The sequence below is a fragment of the Paenibacillus sp. GYB003 genome (genome assembly GCF_036577625.1).
GTDB lineage: Bacteria > Bacillota > Bacilli > Paenibacillales > NBRC-103111 > Paenibacillus_AB.
Window position 1 is genome coordinate 15,857 of the sequence record NZ_JARBDC010000034.1, and the last position, 17,615, is coordinate 33,471.

A 17,615-nucleotide genomic window follows, 5' to 3' on the forward strand; every position below is an offset into this window, starting at 1 on the left:
TCGTTTCGAATCAAATGTCACAAAATGATCCTGTCGATTGTCTTATGGGCGAACGAACAAAATAACCCCGAACGGGACAGGAGGATCCATACGATGCAAACCCGTTTTCTCATGCACAAAGTCAATCCGGCCGCTTACGAAGCCATGCTCGGCCTCGAAACATACGTCGAGGGCACAAGCATCCCGAAAAAGCTGAGGGAGCTGATCAAAATTCGCGCCTCGCAAATCAACGCGTGCGCCTTCTGCATCGACATGCATACGAGAGACGCCCGCAAGCTGGGCGAGACGGAGCAGCGCATTTACGCGCTGAACGCGTGGCGGGAAACGCCTTTCTTCACCCCCGAGGAGCGGGCCGTCCTTGCGCTCACGGAAGCGGTCACGCTGCTTGCGGATACCCACGTGCCGGACGACGTATACGACGAAGTCCGCCGCTATTTCGACGAGCTGCAAACGGCGGAAATCATCATGCAGATCGTGACGATCAACGCCTGGAACCGGATCGGCGTATCGACGCGCCTGATGCCCTCCAAAGTCGACTAAGGCCGGACAAAAAAGAGACTTCTTCCCGACCAATCGGAGAAAGAAGTCTCTTTCGTTTGCCGTCTAGCCGTTAACCGCTTCGCCGAACAGGCCGAGCCCGAAGCCGAGCAATCGCTCCCGCACGAGCACGACGTCGCCGATGACGATCAGCGCCGGATTCGCCAGCCGCATCTCCTCCGCCAGTCTGCATATTCGCGCCAGCGTCCCGGTAACGACGCGCTGCTCGGGCGTCGCCGCGCGTTCGACGAGCGCGACCGGCGTCGAGCCGGGCTTGCCGTGCTTCAGCAGCTCCTCCCGAATGTGAGCGAGCTGGCCGACCCCCATATAAATCGCGATCGTGTCGACGCCGCGCGCCAGCATATCCCAGCGGACGGGGGCGTCGCTCCCCTCGCTGCAGCGGCTGCCTGTGACGACGGCAAGCGAGGCGCTCACGCCGCGATGCGTCAGCGGAATGCCGGCGGATGCGGCGGCGGCGATCGCCGACGTGACCCCGGGAACGATTTCGTACGGGATGCGATGCTCGGCGAGCGCCAGCGCTTCTTCTCCGCCCCGACCGAATACGAGCGGATCGCCGCCCTTCAGGCGCACGACCGCTTTGCCGCTCCGCGCGTACGCGACGAGCGTCTCGTTGATGCGCTCCTGGCTCATCGCGTGGCGCCCCGGCGATTTGCCGCAGTATAGGCGAACGGCCCCTTCCTTCGCATAGTCGAGCAGCTCTTCGCCGACGAGCCGGTCGTACAAAATGACGTCCGCCTCCCGAATGCGCTTCAGCGCCTTGAGCGTTATCAGCTCGGGATCGCCCGGACCCGCGCCGACGATCGATACGGTGCCCGGCCTCATGCGCTTTTCCCCGCCGGAGCTGCGGGAGCGGCATCCGCGTTCGCCGCCGGCTTTCGCTCTTCGGACGGCTTGATGCCTCTCTGCGCCACGTAGAACAGCAATCCGGTAAACAGCACCCCGCCGACGAAATTGCCGGCCAATACGGGCAGCTGATTCCACAGCCACCAATCCTGAAACGATACGTTCGCGCCCAGCATCATGCCGGCCGGGATGACGAACATATTGACGACGGCGTGCTCGAAGCCCTGCGCGAAAAACGTCATGATCGGCAGCCACATCGCGATCATTTTGCCTGTCGCGGAGGCGGACGTGAGCGCCATCACCGCGCCGAGCGTCACCATCCAGTTGCACAGCGCCGCCTTGATCGCGACGAGCAGCATGCCCTCCCCGCCCATCTGCTTGTAGGCGACCGTTTTCGCCTCGCTCGTCTGGATGAGCGTCTGGACGAGCGGACTCGACGTATCCGTCCCCATCTTCGTCGCAATCAGCGCGTATAGCGCCGCGTACAAAGCGCAGCCGAGCAGGTGGCCGACCATGACCCAAGCGTAATTGGCGGCCATCTTGGCCAGCGTCGTCTTTTTCTCCAAAACGGCGAGCGGGATGAGCGCGAAGCTGCCGGTGACGAGCTCGAGGCCGAGCAGGACGATCATGACGAAGCCGGCCGGAAACACGAGCGCCCCCGCGATGCCGAGCTTCGTTTGCGCCGCAGCGGTATAAGCGAGCGTCGTGGCGCAGGCGAGAATCGCCCCGGCCATCGCGCCGCGCAATATCATTTGCGATACGCTCAGCCTCGCCTTCGCCGCTCCCGTTTCAATCATCGCCTCCAGCACGGCGGCCGGTTTGACATAGCTCATACGGATACTTCCTCCTCCGGCATGATGTAAACGGAGCCGCTTTGCGGGTCGATTTCGACCGGATACGTCGTCACGCAGCCTTCGTCCGGCTCCAGGACGCGGCCGCTCGCCAGATCGATTTTCCAATCGTGAAGCGGACAGTGGACGGTCGTGCCGCACACCATCCCTTCCGACAGCTGTCCTCCCTTATGCGGACACCGGTTCTCGACGGCCAGCACCTGGCCGTCCGACAGCCGGAATACGGCGATTTCCGTTTCGCCGAGACGAATTTTGCGCGAGCCTTTCGCATCGATGTCCGCCAAGTTCCCTACCAGCCATTTTGTCATCGTCCATCGCCCTCCTTGACGTTAAACGTACTTCAGCTCGGATATCGGTTCGAAATTTTTGCGAAGCTCGTCTTTGCCGATAATTTCTTTCCACGGATCGGTCGTCAGGGCGAGCGTCGTTTCGATGCGCTCCAGCAGCGCCAAACGGTCCTCCCGTTTCTCCAACGCTTTTTTGACCGTCTCCAGGCCGATCCGCTCGATCCAGACCGACGTCCGCTCGTTCCATTGGGCGTTTTCCCGGTAATATTGCAAGTACGCCCCGGTCCATTCGATCACTTCGTCCTCCGTCTTGACCGTGCAGAGCAGATCGCTCGCCCGCACGTGGACGCCCCCGTTTCCGCCGACGTACAGCTCCCATCCGCCGTCGATCGCCACCACGCCGAAATCTTTGATCGTCGCCTCGGCGCAGTTGCGGGGACAGCCCGAGACGGCGAGCTTCACCTTTGCCGGCGTGTTCAGCCGCTCGAACTTTTTCTCCATGCGGATGCCCATGGCGATCGAGTCCTGGGTGCCGAACCGGCAAAACGTCGAGCCGACGCACGTCTTGACCGTACGCAGCGCCTTGCCGTACGCATACCCCGAAGGCATGTCCAGCTCCTTCCACATGTTCGGCAAATCTTCTTTTTTCACGCCGAGCAGGTCGATCCGTTGGCCGCCCGTAATTTTGACCATCGGAACGTCGAACTTTTCGGCCACCTCGGCGATTTTTTTCAATTCCGCCGGAGAGGTGACCCCGCCGTAAATGCGCGGCACGACCGAATACGTCCCGTCCTTCTGGATGTTCGCGTGATACCGCTCGTTCGTGAACCGGGACTCTTTCTCGTCCGCGTATTCAGCCGGCCACAGCATCCCCAAGTAATAGTTGAGCGCCGGACGGCATTTCGAGCAGCCTTCCTCTTTGCGCCACTGGAGCACGTGCATCGTTTCTTTGATGCTTTTCAGCCCCATGCGGGCGATTTGCTCCACGATTTCGTCGCGGCCAAGCGGCGTGCAGCCGCAAATGCCTTCCTTGACCGGCTCCCCGGCCGACTCGCCCGCGTAGATGCCGATGAGCCCTTCCACCAGCGGCTTGCAGCCGCCGCACGAGCCGGACGCCTTCGTGCAAGCCCGGACCGCGCCGACGGTCGTGCAGCCTTTCGACCGGATCGCCTCGGCGATCGTTCCTTTGGAGACGCCGTTGCAGCCGCAAACGATCTCGTCGTCCGCCATCGCTTCGAGCCGGCTTGCCGCCGAAGCGCCGGAGCCGGAGCCGGAACCGCCGGGGACGAGACCGAGCAGCTCTTTCTCCTTGCCCGCCACCGACTCCCCGCTGCGGATGAGCGAAAACAGTCTCGCCCCTTCGCTCGTATCGCCGAACAGGACGGCGCCGACCAGCTTGTCGTCCTTGAGAACGATTTTTTTGTAAATGCCGTCCACCTCGTCCTGGTAGCGGAGCGTGCGGGTTCCCGGAGGTCCGTCATACTGCCCTCCCGAAAATACGTCGACCCCGGATACTTTCAGCTTCGTGGACGTGACCGAGCCGGCGTAGCCCGACGTCTCGACCCCGGCGAGCCGCTTGGCGAGCACGGCTCCCTGCTCGTACAGCGGCGCCACCAGCCCGTAGGCGATTCCCCGGTGCTCGGCGCACTCGCCGACGGCGTAAACGCCCGCGACGGACGTTTGCAAAAAATCGTCCACGACGATGCCGCGATTCACCGCGATGCCGGACGCCCGGGCCAGCTCGACGTTCGGCTTGATGCCGACCGCCATGACGACCAGATCGGCTTCGACCTCGCTGCCGTCCGCGAACCGCAGCCCCGTCACCCGCTTTTTGCCCAAAATCGATTCCGTCTGCCGGCGCAGCAAAAACGTCATCCCTTGCGCTTCCAGCTCGTGCCGCAGCATGTTCGACGCCGTCTCGTCGAGCTGCCGTTCCATCAAGTAATGATGGATATGGACGACCGAAACGTCCATGCCGAGGTGAAGCAGCCCTCGCGCCGCCTCCAGGCCGAGAAGCCCGCCGCCGATGACGGCCGCTTTTTTGTACGTTTTGGACGCCTCCAGCATCGCCTCGCAATCTTTGATGTCCCGGAACGCGATGACCCCTTGTTTGTCCGCGCCCGGAAGCGGCAGCATGAACGGGTTCGAGCCGGTCGCCAGAACGAGCGCGTCGTAGTCGGCATGGACGCCTTGATCGGAATAAACGATCCGGCGGTCGGTATCGATCCGCGTTACGGTATGTCCGGCGAACAGGCGGATGCCGTTGTCTTTGTACCAGTCCCAGTCGTTGATCACGATTTCGCTCATATTCGCCCCGCCCGCCAGCACGGACGACAGCATGATCCGGTTATAGTTCGGATGCGGCTCCGCTCCGAATATCGTAATATCGTACGCGTCCGGGGCCAATTTCAGCAAATGCTCGATTGCGCGTACCCCCGCCATGCCGTTGCCGATCAGCACCAATTTGCGTTTTGCCGTCATGGTTTCTCTCCTTCCGTCACTTCCCGGCGAACAAGAAAAGCCCGCCTCGCCGGACGGGAACATGCATGATGTCCCGTACGAGCGAAGGCAGGCTTCGTTGCCGCTTCTTCCGAACACGTCGTTGTATTCGGCCAGGTTGAAGTTGATACTTATACGATACACGATCGCCTCAACGCATGTCAATATACATGACGCAAATAATCATATTTTTCTTGATATCGACAAAACCCCCTTGTATATGTTATAAAAAGTTACATCATCAACTCCACTCCACTCAATCCGTCCACCTCGCCGATGGTTGTCATTTTATTCGTTTGCCGGAAGGGAGCGTCTGCTTCATGCGTTCTTTGTTGGTTATCTATAACCAAGCGACGGGGCCGAAAGCGTCGACAGCCGCTGCATCAAAGACGCCGCTTCCCGAAACCGTCCTGCGAGCGTGCGGCTATTCCGTCGCCCAAGCCCACAACCGCGTCCAGGCGAAGACGCTCATCGGGGACGCCGAGGCCTCCGTCCTTCATGTGCCGCTTTCCGATATCCGGGAATGGGGAACGGCGCTGCTGCAGTGGAAGGCCGTCCCGCTTCTGTGGTGGTGCAGCGACGAAACCGCCGCGGAATCGCTCGAAGCTTGCGAGGACAACGTGATGGTCGACGGCATTTTGACCCCCTCGATGAAAGCGCAGGAGGTCCATTGGGCGCTCCATTTCGGAGCGAAGCAATGCTTCGAGCGCCAGCAATGGCTGGACGAGCGCAAGCAGCTGCTTTCCCGCATCGAGGAGCGGAAATGGATCGATATGGCCAAAGGCATTTTGTGCGAAATCAAAAACATTTCGGAGGCGGAGGCGTACGACCTGCTGCGCAAGCAGGCGATGAACGAGCGCAAGCGGCTGGTCGACGTCGCCACGTCGATCGTAAACGTATATCAGCTGCTGCAGGAGCAGAAGCAACGGAAAGGGGCGAAACGGCCATGATCAAGCTGCTGAAGGAAATCGCGCGGGGCAAAAGAGGCGCGCGGGACTTGTCCTGCGAAGAGTCGCTCGAAGCCGCCGAAGCGATCTTGACGCTGCGGGCCACGCCGGCCCAAATCGGCGCTTTTCTTATCGCCGAGCGCGTCAAGATGGAAAGCGTGGAGGAGCTCGAGGCGTTCGTCGCCGTTTGCCGCAAATACGCGGACCGCGTTCCCGTCCGGGACGGAATCGACTGCGCCGGCCCCTATGACGGCCGCAAATCGTCGTTCATGGCGACGTTCGCCACCGCCTTTTTGCTCGCCTCCGCCGGATTGCCGGCGACGCTGCACGGCACCGCCTCCCTCCCTCCCAAATGGGGGGTGACGCTGCACGACCTGCTGCGCCGAATCGGCATCGACGGCGATGCCGTCCCCCGGGAGAAGGCGCTCCGGGTTGCGGAAGAAACGGGCGTGCTGTACGTGCCGGCCGAGCGTTGGTGTCCGCCGCTCGGGCGGCTGCGACCGATCCGGGAGGAGCTCGGCATGCGGACCGTGCTCAATACGGCGGAAAAGCTGGTCGGCTACACGCATTCGCCGTATCTCGTCTACGGCGTCTACCACAATACGGTGTTCGACCGGATGGCCCGGCTGCTGCTGAGGCTCGACTACGAGAAAGCGCTCATCGTGCAAGGTCCGGAAGGATCGGAAGATTTGTTCATCGACCGGCCTACGCGGACGTACCGGGTCGAAAACGGCGAATTCCGGCTCGAGGCGATCGATCCGGAGACGCTCGGCCTCGATACGCCGGTGCCGGAGGCGGACTGGACGGCGGACGAACAGCTGCGCGCGACGGAAGCCGTTTTGCAGGGGGACGCGCATCCGGCCTTTTACAACCAGGTGCTGCTGAACGGCGCCGTGCGGCTCCATCTGGCCGATCGGGCGAAGTCCGTCGAGGAAGGGGTGTACGCGTGCAAGGCGCTGCTCGACGGCGGCGACGCGTGGGCCGTCTATGCGAAATGGCGCGACGCGCTCCGGGGCGGGGAACCGGCCGATCCGGCCGCCCGCGCCGCCCGCGCCTGACGCCAAGCGAAGCAAAAAGCCCGCCGCGCTTGTCGCAAGCGTGGCGGGCCGCGCGGCCGCGACGGATCGCAGGCCGCTTATTTGCTTTGGCTGTAGCGGTCGTATGCCGCTTTGTACGTTTTCATATATTGGTCGACGCCCATGTTTTTCACCGTAGTCACATATTTGTCCCACTCGTCGAACGAAGCGGCGCCGGTAATGAATTTCGATTCCATCTCGCCGATATACGTCTGGATGTCCGCGCCTTTCGTCGTCATGTATTCCGTCTCGGCGTCGGTGAAGTTGAAGTTGTACCACAGTTCCTTCAGCGCGTACGGCTGCGCCTTCTTGCCCGCTTCGACCGATTCCGGCAGCGTCTCCGAGCCTTTGAAATATTTTTCCTGCACGTAGCCCGGATAGCTGCCGCCCATCCACGTCACGTATTTCGTCAGCGCCTGGTCCATCGTCAAGCCGTTCGGATTTTTCTTGATCTCGTCGACGTACTCGAGCTTGCCGTCCGCCGTCTTCGTATAGCTCGTCCCTTCCACGCCCATGAAATAAAATTGCGCGCCTTCGTCGCTGTAGAAGTAATCCATCCAGCGCACCGTCGCCTCGATGTTTTTGTTTTTGTTCGTAATGACGAACGCGCCCGGCCACACCATCGGCACTTTGATGTGGGTATACATTTGGTCGCCGTTCGGCCCCTTCAAGGCGCCGAGCCCGAAATAGCCTTCGCCGTTGAACTGCGTTTTCGGATTCGGATTGATCGTCGAGCCGAGCACGTTTTTCGCGCCTTTGGCGTACAGCTGGTTGCCGCTTTGGGTGAAAATGTCTTTGTCGATCAAGCCTTCCGCATACAGCTTGTTCACGTACTGCAGCACTTCCTTGTAGTTCGAGGTCAGCCGGAAAAAGCGCAGCTCGTTCGTTTTCGGATCGACGTCGACGAACTTGTGGCCGAGTCCGCGGTTTCCGACGCCCCAGGCGCCTTTGATCTGATCGATCAGCGGTCCGATGCCGGTGCCGCTGTACGGAATTTCGTCGGCTTGGCCGTTGCCGTTCAGGTCGGTCTTTTTGACGGCTTTCAAATAGTTGTACAGGTCCTCGGTCGTTTGCGGCTCCTTCATGCCCAGCTTGTCCAGCCACTCCTGCTTCACCCACAGCGGCGTTCCGATCAGCATCGGCAAAAATTCCGGGCTGTAAAACGACGGGAACGAATAAATGTTGCCGTCCGGCATCGTCAGCGCCTTGCGCAGGTCCGGGTATTTGTCCATCAGCTTTTTCAGGTTTGGCGCGTACTTGTCGATATAATCGTTCAACTTGACGAAGACGCCTTGGCCGCCGTATTTCATCAAGTCGGACGCCGGTACGCGGGCGGAATAAAACGCGTCCGGATAGTCGCCGTTTGCGAGCGCCAAATTGCGCTTTTCCGTCAAGCTGGCGAACGGGACGAATTGAAAGTTGACCTTGACGTTGGAACGTTTGGCGTATTCGCTCCAGACGAGCCGCTCCTCGAAGCTGTTGCTGCCGTTCGTATCGGCCAGACCGGTAAAAAACGTAAGCTCGATCGGCTGCTTCACGATCGGCATGCCCGCCGTATTGACGTTCGAGCCGGCGTCTTTGCCTCCGGCCGCCTGACCCGCTCCCCCGTCCGCTTCCTTCGTTGCGCCGCAGCCCGCCGCGAACCCGGCCGCCAGCACCGACGTCAGCGCGACCGCCGCTAGTTTCGTCCATTTCATGTGTGTAACTCCTCCCCGAATCTGATGTTGTCTTTGTATATGCCAAAGGGGACATTTCCCTCTTAAGCCTTTTTTACTTCCTACCCCTTGATCGATCCGACCATGATCCCTTTGACGAAATATTTTTGCAGAAACGGATACAGCAGCAGAATCGGCAGGTTGGCGACGACGACGACGGCGTATTTGACCGCTTCCTGATCCATGAGCGTTTTGGCGTGCGAGCTGTCGCCGACGTTGACCATATGCTCCATCTCGCCCTGGACGAGAATTTCCCGCAAAATGAGCTGCAGCGGATATTTCGCCCGATCGGTCAAATAAATGAGCGCGTTGAAATAGGCGTTCCAGTGGCCGACCGCGTAAAACAGCACCATGACCGCGAGGATCGGCAACGACAGCGGCAGCACGATGCGCCACAGCGTTTTCCAGTCGGAGCAGCCGTCGATCGCCGCCGCTTCCTGAATTTCGCCGGGAATGCTCGTTTGGAAAAACGTCCGCATGATGACGATATTCCAGACCGACACAGCGCTCGGGATGACGAGCGCCCACATCGAATTGAGCATGCCGAGCTGCTTGACGAGCATGTAGGACGGCACGAGGCCGCCGCTGAAAAACATCGTGAACACCATAATCGCCATGAACAGATTGCGGCCGTAAAAGCTTTTTTGCGACAGCGGATACGCCGCCATCACCGTCATGGCCAGATTGATCGCCGTGCCGACGACCGTGTACACGATCGTGTTCCAATAGCTGTTCAGCAAATCTTTATTTTCCAGCACCTTCTCGTACCCGACGAGGCTGAGCCGCTTCGGCCACAGCCACATTTCGCCGGCCAGCACCGCTGCCGGATCGCTGATCGATGCGCTCAGCACGAATACGAGCGGGTACAGCACGAGTACGGCGACTACGGCAAGCAGCGCGTAAACGACCGCCTCGAACCATTTGTCCCCCAAGCTGCGGGTTTCCACTTCGGGCTCTCCCCCTTCCCTACCACAAACTGGATTGATTGACCGCTTTGGCGATCCGGTTGACCGTCAGCAGCAGAACGAAGTTGACGACCGAGTTGAACAGGCCGACGGCGGACGCGAAGCTGTACTGCGCGCCAAGCAAGCCGCTCCGGTAGACGTAGGTGGAGATGACGTCCGAGCTTTCGGTATTGAGCGAATTTTGCATCAAAAACACTTTCTCGAAGCCGACCCCCATCAAGCTGCCGATGTTCAGGATGAGCAAAATGACGACCGTCGGCATAATGCCCGGCAAATTGATGTGCCAAATGCGCTGCAGCCGGCTCGCTCCGTCCACCCGCGCCGCTTCGTGCAGCCCGGGATCGATGCCCGCGAGCGCCGCCAAATAAATGATCGAGCTCCAGCCCATCTGCTGCCAAACGCCGGACAGAACGTACACCGTCTTGAACCATTCCGGCTTCGTCATGAAAAAGATCGGCTCGCCGCCGAACGCCTTGATGATCGTATTCACGATGCCGCTGGTCGGGGACAAAAACATGATGACGATGCCGACGAGCACGACGGTCGACAAAAAGTGCGGCGCGTAGGTAACGGTCTGGATAAACTTTTTGTACCCTTTGTGCCGCACCTCGTTGATCATCAGCGCGAGAACGATCGGGATCGGGAAACCGACGGCCAGCTCGTACAAGCTGATGCCTAGCGTATTTTTGAGCAGCCGCCAAAAAAAATAGCTGTCGAAAAAGCGGTCAAAATGCTTCAGACCGACCCACGGGCTGCCCCAAATGCCTTTCGTGGCGATAAAATCTTTGAAGGCGATTTGCACGCCGTACATCGGCATGTAGTGAAAGACGATAAAATATACGAGCACCGGCGCCATCAGCGCATACAGCTGCCAATGCCGGCGGATCGCCCGGATCGCCCTTCCGCGCCGTTTCGGCCGGACCGCCGACGCGGCCGGCGCCCGGACTTGTACATGTTCCAATTCGCGCTTCCCCCTTGCTTTCGTGGTTCAATGCGCCCGGACAACATAAAAAGAGACCGGGAATCGCCAAAAGCAAACAAACCGTTCTCCGTTTCGGAAATCGCTCCGTTTCACTTCCGGGTTTTCTCTTCGGTCTCCACCCAATCGTATCGTATGCAGTTGGAAATGCCGCATCGGGCTTGTCCGTCTTGCGGGACGGTCTTGGCGCCGGGGCGCTTTCAAGCTCTTCGTGCTGATAAGTCTTCGGTGCGGGCGAGTTGTCCGAAAGCGTACTTATAGCTTATCTTCGATTCGTCAACGGAATATTATCGTCACGTTAAGAAATGGTAAAGAGCTTGTCCGGGGCAAACGCATGAGCCCGAATACCGTTGCTTGTCGAGGCTGTTTACGTTCGAGAGGAGGCGGACGTCCGGATCCGCCTTCGCAACCGCTCGCATCGATCTCGATGATCCCGATCCAAAAGGGGGACAGCAAGGTTTACCGGTAAAACCTCCCTTTAAATCCATCGATTTCACGCTGCTGGACAAAGTAGCAGGAAATCCTCCCGGTAACTTCGCCAGAATCGCGTTTTTTTGCCGTTGCGGCTCAGATTTAAAGGGATCTTTTCCCGTTAACACGAACTGACCGCCTATTCGGGAACGAATTTGCGGTAGAAAATCCGGTTACATTCGAGCTGTGGGACAGGTTGGAGAGGAGGCGGACGCGGAAACGAAGAGTGGCGAACGATGCGCCATTTTGATGCGATTTCTTGGGGGGGGCTTTCAGGGATGCCTCTCAGCCGCGCTTGAAATCGGGTATCATCATGTATTCCGATACGGCAAAAACCCGGAAGCTTACCGCCTCCGGGCCGATTCGGTCCGCCTCAATCGGGCGGCCGTCCTGTGCTGTATATGCGCGGAACGCGCGATCCGAACGAGGCGAGCACCTCCTGCGGAATCGTCCCGATCCAATCCGCCATGCGTTTGACCGGTATCGACCGCCCGCCGTTTTCGCCAAGCAGCGTTACGCGGGTTCCGGCCGGGACAAACGACGGCAGCCGGATCATGCATTGGTTCATGCAGACGCTGCCGACGATAACCCCCCATTGTCCTTCGACAAGCACGGGCATTCCGGTGCAGCGCCGGGACAAGCCGTCCGCATAGCCGATCGGCAGCGTGGCGATCCATTCGTCCTCCGCCGCCGTATACGCCCGGCCGTAGCCGACGCTTTCCCCTTTCCCGACGCGCTTCACCTGGACGATGCGCGCATGAAGCGAGAACGTCTGCGCCAGCGGAAGCTCGATGCCGCCCGCCGTCTCGTCATCGACCGGCAAAATCCCGAACAGCGACGCGCCTACCCGCACCATGTCCAGGGCGAGCTCCGGAAACCGGAGCGCCGCCGCGCTGCCGGCGCAGTGGACGACGGCATGGGGGAAGCCCGCGTCCCGCACCATGCCGCACATGCCGGAAAACCGCCGGTGCTGCTCGCGGACGAAGCTGTCGTCGGCTTGGCCGGCCGTGGCCAAATGCGTATAGACGCCTTCCGCGATCAGCCCCCCGTCCGTTCTCAGCATCGCCACAACGCGCCTGAGCTCGCTCCCGTCGCAGATGCCGAGCCGTCCCATGCCGGAGTCGATTTTAAGATGAACGCGCAGCGGCAGCCGGGTCGTTTTGCGGCGCAGCGCTTCCTCCAGCCATTGCCGGGAAACGACCGGCAGCGATATGCCGTTTTCGGCGGCGATATCGACTTCGTCCGGCGGGCACGGCGTAAGCGGCAAAATCGGCCCCCGGATCGAAGCGCCGCGCAGCAGAAGCGCCTCCCGCAGCGTGCCGACGGCCAGCGCGTCCGCTCCGGCCGCCAACGCGGTACGGGCGGTCTCCGGCAGGCCGTGCCCGTACCCGTCCGCCTTCAAAACCGCCATAAAGGCGCAGCCCGGGGGCAGCAGCGCGCGAATGGCGCGGATATTGCGCTCGAGCCGGTCGAGACGAATGTCCGCCCAGACGGCCGCGCTCGGCTTGCAGGCGATCGTCATGCTCCCGCCTCCCCGTCCCGAAGCGCCTCGACGATTCGTTCCAACCGCAAAAACCGGGAGCCTTTCACGAGCAGCAGGGCGTCGTCCAGCTCCTCCCGGCTTAGGCGCGCAATCGCTTCTTCATGATCGGCGCACGGCGCGACGCGATCCGCGGGAAATCGCCGCGACGCTTCTTCGGCGATATAGGCGCCCGACGCTCCGACGGTGACGACCAGATCGATCCGATCCGGATCGAGCTCGGCGCCGATCGCGCGGTGCAGCTCCTCCGATTGCTCGCCGAGCTCCGCCATATCGCCGAGCACCGCGATTTTCCGCCTCGGCTTGCGGAAATCGTACAGCGTCCGGAGCGCGGCGCGGACGCTGCTCGGGTTGGATTTGTAGGCGTCGTTCAGGATCAGGCATTTGCCGACGCGGACGATCTCGCTGCGCATGCCGCTCAATGTCGCGTTGTAAAGCCCTTCGCCGATCTTTCGGTCCGGGACGCCGAAGTGCCGGGCGACCGCGACCGCGCCGAGCGCGTTCGCCATTTGGTGACGGCCGAGAATCGGCGAGGCGAATTTGACCGGCGTCGGCTCGTCCAGCACGAAAGCGAAGCCGTTGTCGTCGGAGCGCCAATGGATCGGATGGACGTCGTTCGACGGCTGCGTTCCGTACGACACCGTTTTGCCGCGATAGCCGATCCGCTTTACGCCTTCGTCCAGCTGCGGATAGTCGCCGCAGTAGGCGAGCAGCCCGCCCGGCCGCAGCCCTTGCGCCAGCTCCAGCTTCGCCTGCAGGATGCGCTCGCGGGTGCCCAGGTCGCCGAGATGCACTTCGCTGACGCCGGTAATGACGGCCGCATCCGGTCCCGCGACGGCTGCCAGCGCCTCGATTTCGCCGAGGGCCGACATGCCCATTTCCACGACGGCGAACTCCGTCTCTTCCTCCATTCCGAGCAGCGTCAGCGGCACGCCCAGATGATTGTTCAAATTGCCGCTCGTTTTGTGCGTCCGGAACGTCGTCGCCAAAAGCGCCGCCAGCATGTCCTTGGTCGACGTCTTGCCGTTGCTGCCGGTGATGCCGATCACCTTCACCGCCAGCTGGCGCCGGTATGCCTTCGCCAGCCGCTGCAGCGCGGCGAGCGTGTCGTCCACCTCGATGACGGCCGGATGGTCCGGACGGCCGGTCTCTCCCGCGGTCCATAGCGCAGCTCCCGCCCCCCGTTCCAGCGCGTCCTTCACGTAACGATGCCCGTCGAAACGCGGGCCGCGGATCGGGACGAACAGCGAGCCCGGCGCAAGGGTTCGGGTATCCGTGCTCACTCCGCGTACGAGAACGTCGGAGGCGTAACGTCCCGGCTGCGCTCCGACCATGGCCGCCAGCTGCGAAACGGTGCGCGTTATCATCGTTCCGCCCTCCTCTCGAACGAGCCTCGCTTGGCCCGGTACCGCCGAAACGCCAGCTCGATCAGCTCGTCGAGCAGCTCCGCGAACGTGCGCCGGCCGTCATGCGTAAGCATCGCCGGAAACATGCTGTTTTCGGTAAAGCCGGGCAGCGTGTTCACTTCGTTGAAATAAACGTCGTTATCGTCGGTGACGAAAAAATCGACGCGCATCAATCCCGCTCCGTCCAGCGTCCGGAACGCTCGCAGCGCCATCGTCCGCAGCCGGGCGTATACGCCGTCGTCCAAACGGGCGGGAATCCGCATCGTCAGCTTGCCGCTCGCATACTTTCGCTCGTAGCTGAAAAAATCGCGCTCGCGTTCGAACTCCCCGGCTACCGAGCAAAACGGCTCGTCGTCGCCGATCAGGGCGAGCTGGATTTCCCGTCCGTCGATCTGTTTTTCCACGGCGATTTTGCGGTCGTAGCGAAACGCCTCCCGTACGGCGCGCAGCAGCTGCTCGCGGTTCTCGCAGCGGCCGATTCCGATGCTCGAGCCCATCGCCGCCGGCTTCACGTAGCACGGATAGCCGATCGCCGCTTCGAGCTCCCGGACGATTCCGTCCGCGTCCTTGTCCCATTCGAACGAAGCGACGGCCGAATAAGGGGCTTGCGGAATGCGCGCCTGCTCCATCAGCCGCTTCGTCATGATTTTGTCCATGCCCGCCGCCGAAGCGAATACGCCGTTGCCGACGTAAGGCACGTTCAGCATGTCGAGCATGCCCTGCAGCGTGCCGTCTTCGCCGTTCGGTCCGTGCAGCACCGGAAAGACGACGTGGCTGTCGCGGCTTTCGTTATACCATCGCTTCAAAATGTCGCCCATGGGCACCGTTTCTTCGGCGGAAAGGCGAAGATCGCCGGGCCGCCCCACCTCACCGGCAAGCTCGCCGCCTCCGTGCCACCGGCCGTCGAGATCGATATAGATCGGAAATACGCGATACCGCTCCCGGTCGAGCCGATTGACGACGGCCAGCGCCGAACGGAGCGATACGTCGTGCTCGGGCGATTGTCCTCCATACAGTACGTATACGTTCGTTTTCATCAGGGTCCCGCCTGTCTATGTGGAATGTACCCAGTATGGAGGACAACCCTTAAAAATTTTCGCGCGCAATTCTAAAGAAAAGCTTATCAATTCCGTAAGAAACGGCGAAAAAAGCTTAATTGCGAAAAGCCGCCGCAGAATACGCTCCGGTGAAGTCGCATGGTCCGGGTGATAATCCCCATTCCCTCCGAGCTCCTGCGAGACGCATTCGACTTCGCTTCGTAGCTTTCGGTTTCCGTACATACGGGTAACGAACCGAGCAATCGTTATCAAAGCCGAATGCGGGCGTTTGAATTTGTAACGAACCCCCATATCGCTATTCCCGGCAAATCGGATCGTTTTCTTCCATTTTCGACTCAATAACGCTGTCTAGATTCGTTAAACTGAAAAAACGACCGTTTTTCCGCCGATAAGCATGTACCGGTTCGTTAGCCGTAGCCCCGGATCCGCCCGTTGCCGAAATAAGCTCCGGCGGTCCTTTTCGAATCCCTTACCGGTAAAAAACCCTCCCGCCGTTTGGCCGATTTCCCGTTTGCCGGCCTCATTTGCAGGAAAAGCTGCCGGAAACCTTGCCCGAATCGCGCTTTTTGCTGCTGTGGTGCGAATGTACCGGGTGACGAAATCGCGGGAGAAAATCAAGCTGCCCGAAGCCCACATGCGGAAATCGAAAATCGTCTGACCTCCCGGCAAGGACAATCGAAAAAAGCCCCGATTCGTCTGCAATCGCATCGAATCGAGGCCTCTTTCTTCCCGTATGTTACCCGTCCGTCTTCGGCGTCCGCCGGGTGAGCGCAACGCCGACAAGCGCCGCCGCGATCGAAAAAATCGCGCAATACAAATTCGCTTCCTGCACGGTAAGCGTCTTCCACCAGACGACGAAATGAACGAGCTGGCCCATCGGGGTAAAGACGAGCCATAAAAACAAGCATGCCGCGATGAGCAGCGGCTGCGCGAGACGCACCCACAGCTTCGTCCGTTTGTTCCGTTCCGTAACGTTCGTCGGTTCCATGCCGTTCGTCGGTTTCGTTTCCACTCTTGCCTTCCTCCCGCGTTCCTGCGATTATTGTCGCGGAACCACTGTTCCATCCGATATTCGGCGTTGCCGCCGTAGCTCCCCTACGGAGCTTTCTATTTGTTCCAACCCTTCGTTTCGGCGAGCTTGTCCGCCAGCGCCCGTTCCAAATACGGAGAAACGCCGAGCGCTTCGGCGAACCGGCGATAAGCGGCCGCCGCTTCGGCAAGTCCGTCCTTCGCGCCGCGCGCCGGGCGGCCGCTCGCGTCGCGATCCTTGACGGCGCGAATGAGCAGGTTTTTCGGCGTATGCTCCATATCGATAAATTCGAGCAGCTGCGTCTTGTAGCCGAGCAGCTCGAGCAGCTGCGCCCTGGCCGCGTCGGTCGCGAGCGAAGCGAACCGTTCCTTCAGGATGCCGTGCTTCAGCAGCGGCGCGAGATCGTCGCTCCGAATTTGTCCGAACAGCTCGTGCTGACAGCACGGCACCGATAAAACGACGCCCGCGTTCCAGCGCACCGCCTTTTCCAGCGCCGCGTCCGTGGCCGTGTCGCAGGCGTGCAGCGTCACGACCATGTCCGCCTCGTCCGTCTCGTCGTAACGGCTAATGTCGCCGGCGAGAAAGCGCAGCCGATCGTAACGGAGCCTGCCGGCCAAATCGTTGCAGTGGCGGATGACGTCCTCCTTCAGGTCGAGACCGACCGCCTGCAGATCGAGTCCGCGAATATCGTGCAAATAGTGATACAGCGCGAACGTCAAATACGATTTGCCGCAGCCGAAATCGACGATGCGGACGGGCCGGTCTTGCGGCAAATGCGGCACGACGTCGTCGATCATTTCGAGGAACCGGTTGATTTGCCGGAACTTGTCGTATTTGGCCGCGAGCACTTTGCCCTGCGCGTTCATGACGCCGAGTTCGACCAGAAACGGCACCGGCGTCCCTTCTTCGAGCAGGTAGCGCTTTTTTCGATTATGGGCCAGCTCGACGGCTGTCTTCGTCGCTTGTTTCTTTAAAACGTTCGACTCGCCCTTCTTGTTGATCAAAATGTGATAGTCCGCTTCGCTCGTTTGCAGCAAAGCCTGCTTGTAATGCGATCTCAGCAGCCGTTCGGCCCGATCGGCCGCCTGATCCGGCTCCACGTTTTCGTGCAGCACCTTCGCGCCCGTAAAGAAAGCGAACTGATAATGCAGCCCGTTTTTCAGCAGCACCGGCTTGATCTTGATTTTGTCCGCGGTCGCTCCGCCGCCCTTCTTCGGCCCGCTGAGCACGGCCTGCGTCCACGTCCCCGTCTCCGCCGCCCGCCGCAGCAGCTCCGTCAACGATTCCATAACCATCCTCCACATTTCTCCCAAAAGCGAAGCGCGGCTCCGGCTTTTCGGTTGTATGGGAATCATTATACCGGTAACGGTGCGCGGAAACAAAAGGAGCG

At 60.7% G+C, this 17,615-nt stretch carries 15 protein-coding genes; 3 read left to right on the forward strand and 12 right to left on the reverse strand.

Annotated features, from left to right (window positions below; all coding sequences use genetic code 11):
• Nucleotides 1-93: 93 nt before the first annotated feature.
• Nucleotides 94-540 carry a carboxymuconolactone decarboxylase family protein gene (locus tag PV407_RS12415; protein ID WP_332090243.1) on the forward strand — a complete coding sequence of 149 codons (447 nt, stop codon included), beginning with the start codon at nt 94-96 and terminating at the stop codon, nt 538-540.
• A gap of 63 nt (nt 541-603) precedes the next feature.
• On the opposite strand, the gene cobA is transcribed toward PV407_RS12415, so the two are convergent.
• From cobA to nirB, 4 genes are read right to left on the reverse strand one after another with little or no spacing between them, the layout of a single operon-like run.
• Nucleotides 604-1,380 carry a uroporphyrinogen-III C-methyltransferase gene (gene cobA, locus PV407_RS12420; RefSeq protein WP_332090244.1) on the reverse strand — a complete coding sequence of 259 codons (777 nt, stop codon included), beginning with the start codon at nt 1,378-1,380 and terminating at the stop codon, nt 604-606.
• Complete coding sequence (locus tag PV407_RS12425) at nt 1,377-2,234, reverse strand: formate/nitrite transporter family protein (protein WP_332090245.1); 858 nt, start codon at nt 2,232-2,234, stop codon at nt 1,377-1,379. Before PV407_RS12425 ends, cobA begins: the two co-directional genes overlap by 4 nt.
• Nucleotides 2,231-2,560, reverse strand: coding sequence for a nitrite reductase small subunit NirD (nirD, locus tag PV407_RS12430; RefSeq protein WP_332090246.1), 330 nt, complete (start codon nt 2,558-2,560; stop codon nt 2,231-2,233). Before nirD ends, PV407_RS12425 begins: the two co-directional genes overlap by 4 nt.
• A 21-nt stretch (nt 2,561-2,581) precedes the next feature.
• A complete protein-coding gene (gene nirB / locus PV407_RS12435; protein WP_332090247.1) occupies nt 2,582-5,020 on the reverse strand; it encodes a nitrite reductase large subunit NirB in 2,439 nt (812 codons plus the stop codon).
• Between the two features lie 338 nt (nt 5,021-5,358).
• Between nirB and PV407_RS12440 the strand changes: the two genes are divergently transcribed.
• On the forward strand, nt 5,359-5,988 hold the full coding sequence (locus PV407_RS12440) for an ANTAR domain-containing response regulator (protein ID WP_332090248.1): 630 nt from the start codon (nt 5,359-5,361) through the stop codon (nt 5,986-5,988).
• On the forward strand, nt 5,985-7,043 hold the full coding sequence (locus PV407_RS12445; RefSeq protein ID WP_332090249.1) for an anthranilate phosphoribosyltransferase: 1,059 nt from the start codon (nt 5,985-5,987) through the stop codon (nt 7,041-7,043). Before PV407_RS12440 ends, PV407_RS12445 begins: the two co-directional genes overlap by 4 nt.
• Before the next feature lie 77 nt (nt 7,044-7,120).
• Here PV407_RS12445 and PV407_RS12450 read toward each other — a convergent pair whose 3' ends face one another.
• From PV407_RS12450 to PV407_RS12485, 8 genes are all read right to left on the reverse strand, one after another.
• A complete protein-coding gene (locus tag PV407_RS12450) occupies nt 7,121-8,758 on the reverse strand; it encodes an ABC transporter substrate-binding protein (protein ID WP_332090250.1) in 1,638 nt (545 codons plus the stop codon).
• Nucleotides 8,759-8,838: 80 nt separating this feature from the next.
• Complete coding sequence (locus tag PV407_RS12455) at nt 8,839-9,723, reverse strand: carbohydrate ABC transporter permease (protein WP_332090251.1); 885 nt, start codon at nt 9,721-9,723, stop codon at nt 8,839-8,841.
• A gap of 19 nt (nt 9,724-9,742) precedes the next feature.
• Nucleotides 9,743-10,597 (reverse strand): ABC transporter permease, encoded by an 855-nt coding sequence (locus PV407_RS12460; RefSeq protein ID WP_442951651.1) that lies wholly within the window; start codon nt 10,595-10,597, stop codon nt 9,743-9,745.
• A gap of 967 nt (nt 10,598-11,564) precedes the next feature.
• Entirely contained in the window at nt 11,565-12,713 is a 1,149-nt protein-coding gene (gene alr / locus PV407_RS12465) for an alanine racemase (protein WP_332090253.1), read from the reverse strand.
• Complete coding sequence (locus PV407_RS12470) at nt 12,710-14,098, reverse strand: UDP-N-acetylmuramoyl-tripeptide--D-alanyl-D-alanine ligase (RefSeq protein ID WP_332090254.1); 1,389 nt, start codon at nt 14,096-14,098, stop codon at nt 12,710-12,712. The genes alr and PV407_RS12470 overlap by 4 nt, the downstream gene beginning before the upstream one ends.
• Nucleotides 14,095-15,174: a D-alanine--D-alanine ligase family protein gene (locus tag PV407_RS12475; RefSeq protein WP_332090255.1), complete on the reverse strand. Its 1,080-nt coding sequence runs from the start codon at nt 15,172-15,174 to the stop codon at nt 14,095-14,097. Before PV407_RS12475 ends, PV407_RS12470 begins: the two co-directional genes overlap by 4 nt.
• A gap of 757 nt (nt 15,175-15,931) precedes the next feature.
• Complete coding sequence (locus PV407_RS12480; RefSeq protein WP_332090256.1) at nt 15,932-16,207, reverse strand: hypothetical protein; 276 nt, start codon at nt 16,205-16,207, stop codon at nt 15,932-15,934.
• A 95-nt stretch (nt 16,208-16,302) separates the two neighbouring features.
• Entirely contained in the window at nt 16,303-17,514 is a 1,212-nt protein-coding gene (locus tag PV407_RS12485; protein ID WP_332090257.1) for a class I SAM-dependent methyltransferase, read from the reverse strand.
• Nucleotides 17,515-17,615 lie beyond the last annotated feature (101 nt).